Origin of the sequence: Pseudomonas sp. CM27, from assembly GCF_013179515.1 — a bacterium.
Taxonomy (GTDB): Bacteria; Pseudomonadota; Gammaproteobacteria; order Pseudomonadales; family Pseudomonadaceae; genus Aquipseudomonas.
This window is the reverse complement of the sequence record NZ_JABMCN010000238.1, coordinates 1-9615: the sequence shown is the minus strand read 5'-3', so window position 1 is coordinate 9615 and position 9615 is coordinate 1. Positions and strand designations below refer to the sequence as shown.

The window sequence follows — 9615 nt, the reverse complement described above, 5'->3', positions numbered from 1 at the left end:
CCCCAGCAGGTAAACGCAGGTGATGCGACGACGCATGTCAAGTAAGGCCACGGTGAACTCCAGTCAGCGAGCCTGACTGTAAGCAAACAGCTGCTGGGGCATAAGTGCTGTAATATCGTTCACACTGTTCGCTATTTTTTGACAATCATGCTCGATCTTCACCGTGTTGCCACCTTCGTGGCTGTCGCAGATACCGGCAGTTTCACCAAGGCAGCCCAATTGCTCGCCCTGTCCAAGGCCCGGGTCAGCTTCAACGTCCGGCGCCTGGAAGCAGACCTGGGGGTCAGCCTGCTGGCCCGCAATACCCGTCACACCGTGTTGACCGATGTCGGGGCCACATTCCTGCGCGAGGCGCGCCAGCTGCTTGAGCTTGCACAGCGGGCGTCGGCAAGCGTGCAGCAGTCGCATGCCGGGCTCGGCGGGCGCTTGCGCATCACCAGTACGCCGGCCTTCGCACAGCGAGCGGTGCTGCCCTTGATGGCGGACATGGCAGAGGCTCACCCTGATCTGTCGATCGAGCACGTAGCCTCATCGCAGCTCAGTGACCTGGTTGCCGAACGCTTTGATGTCGCCATCCGCCTGGGGCAGTTGGCAGACTCCGATTTCAAGGCCGCCAGAATTGGCGACTATGCGTTGCAAGTGGTCGCCAGCCCGGCGTACCTGCAGCGCCACCCGATCGCCTCGCCGCACGCGCTGGTACACGCGCACTGGCTGGCGCATACGCAACTGCGCGATGCGCCGTGGCGCTTCTTCAAGCCCGGGTTGTTGCCCCGTCACGCGCGCTTCGAGTACCCACCGCGGTTGCAGGCGGACAGCGCCGAAGCCTTGATGGCCATGGCCGTGCGCGGCCTAGGGGTGACGCTTCTGCCAGCCTGGCTAGTGGGTGAAGCCATCGCCATGGGTGAACTCGACGCCGTCGTCGACCCCGCGCATCTGCTGCGCCAGCCCATCCATGCGCTGTACCGGAACAGCATGTATGTACCGGCTGCGATCCGCGTTTTCATCGACCAGCTGACGGATCGATGGGCTGCGCTGGAAACCACGCGGTAGAGGCAGGATCAGCAACCTGCCAGGTTCTGGCGTTGCTGCAGCACGTTGTTTATCTCAGTGGTCAACTGGCGTGTGGCCGCTTCTATGCTTCCCTCGTTACGGCACAGCAGCCAGCCGTGTTCTGCAGCCGCACGCTCGAACGCCTCGGTGCAGGCAGCCTGTTCCTCCAGACGATGGATGACCGTGCTGCCCAGCCCTCGTGTGCGGGCTGCGGCCCTGGCCCATGAAGTCTGCGGGTCGGTGACCACGCCGACGTGCAGGTCTGGCACCTGGACATCACGGCGCAGGTTCAATTGCAAGATGTCGGCAAATGGCACGCTGCGGCGAAACGCGGCGTCGGACGGGTACCAGCGATCGATCAGGATGATGCTGCCCAGCGGCTGGCGTGGCAGCACGGACCGGGAAATCCAGGCCCGGCTTTCGGCAAAACGTTCACAAACCTGCAGCTCCAGCTCGCACGAGGGGTTTCTGGCGAGCTGGTTGACCAGGGCCATGGTCTCGCGCCTGAAGGGGTCGTTGTTCTTTTCGCACAGGCGGATCACCTTCTTGCCTTCGGCCCTCAGGGCCTGGGTAACGGCCTCGAGCAGCGTGGTCTTGCCGGTGCCCTTGGGGCCGTCCATGGAAACAAACAGCGGGCGGTTCATGTTCGGTACCGGTTGGGTTTGGGGCGGGATGAGAGCATTTATTGCGACGCGGGTTCAAGGGGAAGCGTGAGGGGTACATTTGTACTCCGCAGCAGGAAATGATCGGTTCGGATGGAAGAGTTCATGGTTTTTGGCAGATTGCGCCAGGGCTGACAGGCGCTGCATATTTTGCGGCAAGCACCTGTCAGCCCTGACGCCCCCCCTCAAACCCGAGCCTTCCAGCCCACCTCCCGCAGTGCCGCCAGCAGCGCTGCCCCCGCCAGCCCTGGCACCTGTCGTCCGTCCCCGGCCACCATGCCCCGGCTGGCCAGCATCGCGTTGACGATCGCTTCCTCCACCGCCTCGGCCGCCGCCGCAAACAGCGGCGAAATATGGTCATTGTTGACCATCGCCACCTGCGCCGTGGTCGGCAGATCGCGGCGGTTGTAGTCGGCCGGCGCCAGCCCGGTATTACCCGTTGAAAACGCCAGGAACACATCACCACTGGAATCGTCGGTGCCGCCCCCCGTGCGGGCAATTCCCAGCGCAGCACGTTGCGCCAGGCGCTGGCATTGATGCGGCAGCAACGGTGCATCGGTAGCCAGCACCACCACGATCGAGCCCATACCCGCGGTGTCCTGCTGTGCAAATGGCGACGGCAGGTCCAGTAGCACCCGGCCCACCGGATAACCGTCCACCCTCAGCTCACGACGCTGGCCGTGATTGGCCTGGACGAACGCACCCACAGTCCAGCCACCCTGCTCTGCCGGCACTACCCGTGACGCGCTGCCAATGCCGCCCTTGAACTCATGGCAGATCATGCCGGTGCCGCCGCCAACCGCGCCCTCGGCCACCGGCCCGCTGCTGGCGGCGGCCAGCGCTTGCTGGACCAGGTCTGCATCCACATGCTGGCCCCAGATATCGTTCAACACCCCGTCGTAGGTCTCCATCACCACCGGCATGCACCAATAGGTCGACGTGTCGGCCAGGGTCGCATGCTCGTGCGCGATCAGCGCGTCGCGCACTACCCCGACGCTGTGCGTGTTGGTGGTAGCGATGGGAGTGGTCAGCAGGCCCGCTTCACGAATCCATTCCAGCCCCGTGGCATCGCCATTGCCGTTCAGCACATGGCAACCGGCAAAGCAGGGCTGGTAGCGCGCCGGTCCGTCGCGGGGCTCAATGACACTGACCCCGGTGCGCACAGGTTTGCCGCCATGGCTGGTGTTCAAGGTGGCGTGGCCCACCCGTACGCCAGGTACATCGGTAATTGCATTGTGGGGGCCTGGCTGGCCAAGGCCCAGCGTAATGCCCAGGTCGCGTGCTCGCATCATGTCTCTCGCTCAAAGTTTCTGGAAGGCAGGGCTCAACTTGCCGTATGTGCCGTACAGCACCACAGAGGTCAGCAGCATGCCAAGGATGATCAGGATGTCCCGGGCCGAAGCCTCACTCAGGAGGGTGGTCAACAGGTACCCCGCCCCCGTCACCGCAACCAGTGCCGGCAGAGGCCACAGCGGCATCCGGTACGGGTGTTCGCGGTCACGCCGCAGTACCCGGCTGAACAGCGCGCACAGGCCCACCACCAGGTACACGCCGAGGATCAGCAGTACCGTGAAGGAGGTAAGCTCCGACAAGCTGGAGCTGAAGGTCAGGGCCGCAGAGGGCACGGCGAGGAACAGCGTGGCCAGCCACGGCGATTCCCACTTGGCGTGGATGCGGGTGAAGGCACGGTTCAGGGTGGGCATCCACAACGCGTCTCGCCCACTGCTGTAGATCACCCGGCCACTCTGGATCACCAGCGCGATGATCGCGTTGAACACCGAAAGGAAGATACCGGCACTGACCAGGCGCGACAGCGTTTCGTTGCCATGGGCGGTCAGCAGGTAGCCGATCGGGTCGGGACTTGCCAGCATCGCTTCCAGCGAGGGCGCACCGATCAGCAACGCCACCAGCGGAATCACTTCGATGGCTACCACCAGCACCAGCGACCACAGTACCGCCCGAGGGATACCGCGCCCGCCACACTTCATGTCCTCGGCCAGCAACACGGCGCCGCCATAACCGTTGAACGAGAACAGCGCCGTACCGACCGCCCCGATCACCAGTGCCCAGGGTGCCGCGTGCAATATCCCGTTATCCAGTATCAGTGGGGTGACGAGCGTGCCGAGCGGTTGCTGGGCGTGGCCAAAGCCCAACACCACGATCACCATCAGTGCCGCTACCTCAAGCAGCAGGCAGATGCCGGTGACCCACGCGTTGAGCTTGATGTTGAGGATACCGAGCAGATAGCCCAGCGCCACGATCACCAAGGCCACCGTCTGCCCGTCCAGCTGGGTACCCAGTGCCGCATTCAGGTAGGTGGCTGCCCCGGTGGCCAACACAGGCGGCACAAATACCAGCATGGCCAGCACGGTAAGAAAGGTCGCGTAACCTGCCATGCCGCCAAAGACCCGTTTGGCGAACACGTATTCGCCGCCGGCGGCGCTGTGCGCACGGCCCAGCTCGGCGTAGCAAAGCGCGAACATCAGCGCCAGCACGCCACCGAGCACAAAGGCCCAGATTACTCCGGTACCTGCCTGGGCAATGGCAAACGGCGCAATCACGAATACCGAACTGGCGGGGGTTACCGAGGACACGGTAATGGCAACTACATCAGGCACGCTCAGCGTGGGTTTCAGCGCCGGGGTGGGGGCATTACAGGACGTCATATGTTCATCCTCACGTTATTGTTGGTGTGTCAGGAGGCAGAACCAGCAGGCGAACGATGGCGGGCTCGACGGCCCGCTTGATGGGGATGGAATCTATGCGCCAGCACCCGCCTGGACAATTCCCACTAAGGGTTACCCCCGTTGACAGCGGCGGCCAATCGCGCACCAATGCCTTACCGCTTTCAAGGACCGTGTCGTGGACATTCTCTTTCATGAAGTTGCCGGCCACGCCGCCCTGGCCCGAACCATCGAACACATCGGCGGCCCGCGCTTCTGGCGGCAGCTGATCCTGGTGTTGCGCCACTGGGTGCCATTCGACAATGCGCTGGCAATTCACTTCCCGCCCCAGGGCGCCCCGCACGTGCTGGAGGAATACGATGCCGCGCCAGCGCCCGCCGCCGGTGAGCTGTACCTCGACGGGCTGTACCTGCTCGACCCTTTCTACCAGGCTGCGCGCGAAGGCTTGCCCAGTGGTTGCTACCACCTCGAGGAGGTGGCGCCGGATCACTTCTGGCAAGCGGACTATTACCTGAACTACTTCCAGGCCCATGTGCTGGTGGACGAAGTACAGTTTCTGCTGCAGTTGCCCGACGGGGTGCTGTCGCTGTCGCTGGGCATGCGCCGCGCGTTCGAGACGGCGGAGCTGGGGAAACTCACCTTGGTCAGTGCCTGGGTATTGGCGTTGCTCCAGCAGCACTGGGCCCGCAGCGGCGTCTCGGTACCCGTTCAGCCAGCCGTTGGCGACGCCTTGGCAAGGTTCGGCCAAGGCCTGTTGTCCGAGCGCGAGCTGGAAATCGCCCGGCTCATCCTGCGCGGCTACTCGTCCAAGGCCATGGCACAACGGCTGGGGATCTCGCCCGAGACCATCAAGGTGCACCGACGGCACCTGTACACGAAACTGAACATCTCGTCCCACCCCGAACTGTTCTCGATGTTCATTCGCGAGCTCGGGTTTTCCGATGACCGCGGGGCGAACCCGATTGCCTGAACGCGCCTGGCCGGCTTGCTATCCCCAAGCCGAACAATGCCTGCTAGGCTGACGGCGGCGGCCCTGCTGGCGGCCTTTTCATTTCCCCCACAGGCACGGGCCAATGACCTCCAACCCTGAAGTAAACCTGACCAACTGCGACCGCGAGCCCATCCAGATACCCGGCAGCATCCAGCCCCATGGCTGCCTGCTGGCCTGTGACGTGTCAGCCAGCACCATCCTGCGCCACTCGCTCAATGCGCAAGCCTTGCTCGGCGTAACGGGTGAACTGAACGGTCAGAAGCTGCATGCGGTACTGGGCGACGAGGTGGCGCATACCCTGCGCAACGCCTTGGCGCGCACCCGCGAAGCTGCGCGGCCAGCGCTCAGTTTCGGCGTGGTGCTGCCCAGCGGCCAGGCCGTCGATGTCGCGGCCCACACGTTCAAGGGCACGGCGATCCTCGAGCTCGAGCCCGCAGGCGCCAGCATCGCCGAGCCGATAGAACTGGCCCGCACCTTGATCGGCCAGCTGCGCGAAATCGACCAGACCACCAAGCTGTTCCGCGACGCCGCGCGTTTTGTCCGCGCCGTGCTCGGCTACGACCGGGTGATGATCTACCAGCTGGGTGCCGATGGCGCCGGCAAGATAGTAGCCGAGGCCAGGCGCAACGGCCTGGAAAGCTTCATGGGCCAGTATTTTCCTGCCTCCGACATCCCCAAGCAGGCCCGCGCGCTGTATTTGCGCAACCCGATCCGGGTCATTTCCGACGCACAGTTCAAGGCCGTGGCCCTCGACCCTGTACTCGACCCGTCAGGCGAGCCGCTCGACCTGTCCTACGCGCACCTGCGCAGTGTCTCGCCGATCCATTGCGAGTACCTGAGCAACATGGGCGTGCGCGGCTCGATGTCGATTTCGGTCATCGTCAACGGCGAGCTCTGGGGGATGATCGCTTGCCATCATTACGCGCCACGTACCCTGGCCATGGGGCAACGGGTGGCTGCGGAAATGTTCGGCGAGTTTTTCGCGCTGCATATCGAGACGTTGCGCAGCCGGCAAAGGCTCGAAACCGCCGTGCAGGTGCACAAGGCACTGGGCCGCATGCTGCGCGATGCCAGCAAGTCTGAAGATATCGACGGGTTCTTCCACGCGCGCCTGCCGCAGTTCATGTCGCTGATCCCCTGCGATGGCATTGGCATGTCGCTGCAAGGCCGCTGGGCATCTGCCGGGCTGGCCCCGCCCACGTCGGCTGTGCCTGAATTGCTGCGCCTGGCAGACATGGTCGCCGAAGGCCGCACCTGGGCGTCCAACCGGCTCTCGACGGTGCACCTGTCAGCCCAGGCGTACAGCACCGACGTGTCCGGCGTGCTGATCATCCCGATGTCACAGCGCCCACGGGACTACCTGATCTTCTTCCGCAAGGAAGTGATCGAGACCCTCGACTGGGCCGGCGATCCGAACAAGACCTATGACAGCGGCGCGCTGGGCGATCGCCTGACGCCGCGCAAGAGCTTCGCCATCTGGAAAGAGACCGTTCACCAGCAGTCGCTGCCGTGGACCGAACAGGACCGCCAGTTCGGCGATGCCATCCGCTCCGCCATCGTCGAGGTGGTGTTGCACAACAGCGAGTTGCTTGCCAGCGAGCGCTCCAAGGCCGACATGCGCCAGCGCATCCTCAACGAAGAACTCAACCACCGGGTCAAGAACATCCTCTCGCTGATTGGCGCGCTGGTCGCCCACCCCACCACGGAAAGCCAGACCCTGCAGGACTATGTGGCGACCTTGAAGGGGCGCATCCAGGCCTTGTCACTTGCCCATGACCAGGTGGTGCGTGGTGATGGTGGCGGGCGCCTGGCCATGCTGCTCGAGGCCGAGCTCTCGCCCTACCGCACTGCCGCCGGCATGATCGAGTTGCACGGCCCGAACGTGATCCTGGATGCGCGCGCCTACTCGGTCATGGCGCTGGTGCTGCACGAGCTGGCCACCAACGCTGCCAAGTATGGTGCGCTGTCGCGGGCAGGCGGCAAGCTTGCGGTACATTGGGCAATCGACGCCGCCTACGCCTGCGACATCCACTGGCGTGAAAGCGCCGGGCCGGTGATTCGTCCCCCGAGCCGCAGGGGCTTTGGCTCGGTGCTTATCGAGCGCAGCATACCGTTCGACCTGGGCGGTACCAGCACGGTGGAGTATCACCCCGAAGGACTGCAAGGGTTTTTCAGGATCCCGGCCAAGCACCTGTCCGTAGCCGAAGAGATCGAACCCCCTACCCTGGCCTTGCCCATCGCCCGGCCAGCCGAGGCTTTTGCAGCCCGGCCAGGCTTGTGCGTACTGATCCTCGAGGACCAGTTGGTGATAGCGGTAGGCCTGGAGCAGATTCTGAACGATGCGCAGATCAAGGACGTGATTACCGCAAGCTCCGAAGACGAGGCAATACGCTTGCTTGCCAAACGCAAACCGGACGTTGCGATACTGGATGTGAATCTGGGGACCGGGACGTCGATATCCGTCGCCGATGAACTGCTGCGCCAGCAGGTGCCGTTCCTGTTTGCCACGGGTTACGGCGAGGGTGTCAGCATTCCCGAGCACCTGGGGCACGTTCCCGTCACGCGCAAGCCTTATGATGCCAATACCATCCTGGCCAGCCTGCAAGGTCTTCTGCGCTGAGGCAATTGGGCCACTCTGCGACCAGGGCCTCACTGATGTAAGCCGGGGCGGTATTGTGTGGGAGCGGGTTGACCCGCGAAGAATCCAACACGGTATATGGCACCGGCTTCGCCGGTGTTCGCGGCTAAAGCCGCTCCCACAGGGTACGCGGAGCGCCCAGCATCAGTTCTCTGCGCGACAGCGCAGCCCAATGGGCTGGGCGATCTACTACAGAAGACAGTTGCACCCACAGGTACGGCGCCGATGCGTCGTACCTGTGGGGCCAGGCGTTACACCGCCAGCGCGCGCTCGCGCAGCTCGCTGTTGAGGATGCGGTCGTTCTCGCTGTAGTCGACCGGGCAGTCGATCACGTGCACGCCCGGGGTCTTGATGCAGTGCTCCAGCAGCGGCAGCAGGCCTTCGGCGCTTTCCACGCGGTGGCCGTTGGCACCGTACGCTTCGGCGTATTTGACGAAGTCCGGGTTGCCGTAATCCAGGCCAAAATCGGTGAAGCCCATGTTGGCCTGTTTCCAGCGGATCATGCCGTAGCCATCGTCACGCAGGATCACCACGGTGATGTGCATGTTCAGGCGCACTGCAGTTTCCAGCTCCTGGCTGTTCATCATGAAGCCGCCGTCGCCACATACCGAAATCACCGGGCGGTCCGGGTGCACCAGGTGCGCGGCCATTGCCGATGGCAGGCCGGCGCCCATGGTCGCCAGGGCGTTGTCCAGCAGCACGGTGTTGGGCTTGTGCGCCTTGTAGTTACGGGCGAACCAGATCTTGTAGATGCCGTTGTCCAGAGCAACGATGCCTTCGGACGGCAGTACGCGACGGATATCGGCAACCATGCGCTGCGGGTACACCGGGAAGCGGTTGTCGTCAGCGCCTTCGGCGATCTGCGCTTCGTTGGCCTCACGAATGGCCAGCAGGCGGGTGAAGTCCCAGTGCGAAGTGTCGTTCAGGGCTTCGCTGATCTGCCACACGGCGTTGGCGATGTCGCCGATCACCTCCACCTGCGGGAAGTACACGGCATCGACTTCGGCCGAGCGGAAGTTGATGTGGATGACTTCGGTGCCACCGCGGACCATGAAGAACGGCGGCTTCTCGATCACATCGTGGCCGATGTTGATGATCAGGTCGGCGGCCTCGACGGCGCGGTGAACGAAGTCACCGGACGACAGCGCGGCGTTGCCGAGGAAGCGTGGATGACGCTCGTCGACCACACCTTTACCCATCTGGGTGGTGATGAACGGGATGCCGGTCTTGTCGATCAGTTGCTTGAGAACCTTGGCGGTCATCTTGCGGTTGGCGCCGGCGCCGATCACCAGGATCGGGCTACGGGCGTTCTGCAGCTTTTCCAATGCAGCTTCGATGGCGACGTGCTCGGCCAGCGGGCGGCGGTGCAGGCTGCGCGGGATCGGCAGTGCATCGGTCTGCTCGGCGGCGATGTCTTCCGGCAGCTCCAGGTGAACCGCACCCGGCTTTTCTTCTTCGGCCAAGCGGAAGGCTTCGCGCATGCGCGCCGGGATGTTGTCGGCCGAGGCGAACTGGTGGGTGTACTTGGTGATGGGGTCCATCATGCCGCACACGTCAATGATCTGGAAGCGGCCCTGCTTGGACTTCTTG

General features: G+C 63.8%; 7 protein-coding genes. 3 read left to right on the top strand and 4 right to left on the bottom strand.

Features of this window, described 5'->3' with window-relative positions:
- Positions 1–147 precede the first annotated feature (147 nt).
- Positions 148–1050, top strand: coding sequence for a LysR family transcriptional regulator (locus HP547_RS23625; RefSeq protein WP_172223396.1), 903 nt, complete (start codon positions 148–150; stop codon positions 1048–1050).
- A gap of 8 nt (positions 1051–1058) precedes the next feature.
- Here the strand turns inward: HP547_RS23625 and HP547_RS23620 are convergent, their stop codons facing one another.
- The 3 genes from HP547_RS23620 to HP547_RS23610 form a co-directional block, all read right to left on the bottom strand.
- The gene (locus HP547_RS23620; RefSeq protein WP_172223399.1) at positions 1059–1694 is read right to left on the bottom strand and encodes a dTMP kinase; all 636 of its coding nucleotides are present in this window, start codon (positions 1692–1694) and stop codon (positions 1059–1061) included.
- 203 nt (positions 1695–1897) lie between these two features.
- Positions 1898–3001 carry a P1 family peptidase gene (locus HP547_RS23615; RefSeq protein ID WP_172287702.1) on the bottom strand — a complete coding sequence of 368 codons (1104 nt, stop codon included), beginning with the start codon at positions 2999–3001 and terminating at the stop codon, positions 1898–1900.
- Positions 3002–3013: 12 nt separating this feature from the next.
- Positions 3014–4378, bottom strand: coding sequence for an APC family permease (locus tag HP547_RS23610; RefSeq protein ID WP_172287700.1), 1365 nt, complete (start codon positions 4376–4378; stop codon positions 3014–3016).
- A 196-nt stretch (positions 4379–4574) separates the two neighbouring features.
- On the opposite strand from HP547_RS23610, the gene HP547_RS23605 reads away from it, so the two are divergent.
- On the top strand, positions 4575–5366 hold the full coding sequence (locus tag HP547_RS23605; protein ID WP_172223405.1) for a helix-turn-helix transcriptional regulator: 792 nt from the start codon (positions 4575–4577) through the stop codon (positions 5364–5366).
- A 103-nt stretch (positions 5367–5469) separates the two neighbouring features.
- Complete coding sequence (locus HP547_RS23600; RefSeq protein ID WP_172287698.1) at positions 5470–8007, top strand: HWE histidine kinase domain-containing protein; 2538 nt, start codon at positions 5470–5472, stop codon at positions 8005–8007.
- 269 nt (positions 8008–8276) lie between these two features.
- On the opposite strand, the gene HP547_RS23595 is transcribed toward HP547_RS23600, so the two are convergent.
- Positions 8277–9615: acetolactate synthase large subunit (locus HP547_RS23595; protein ID WP_172287696.1), on the bottom strand; the 1339-nt coding region annotated here is incomplete at its 5' end.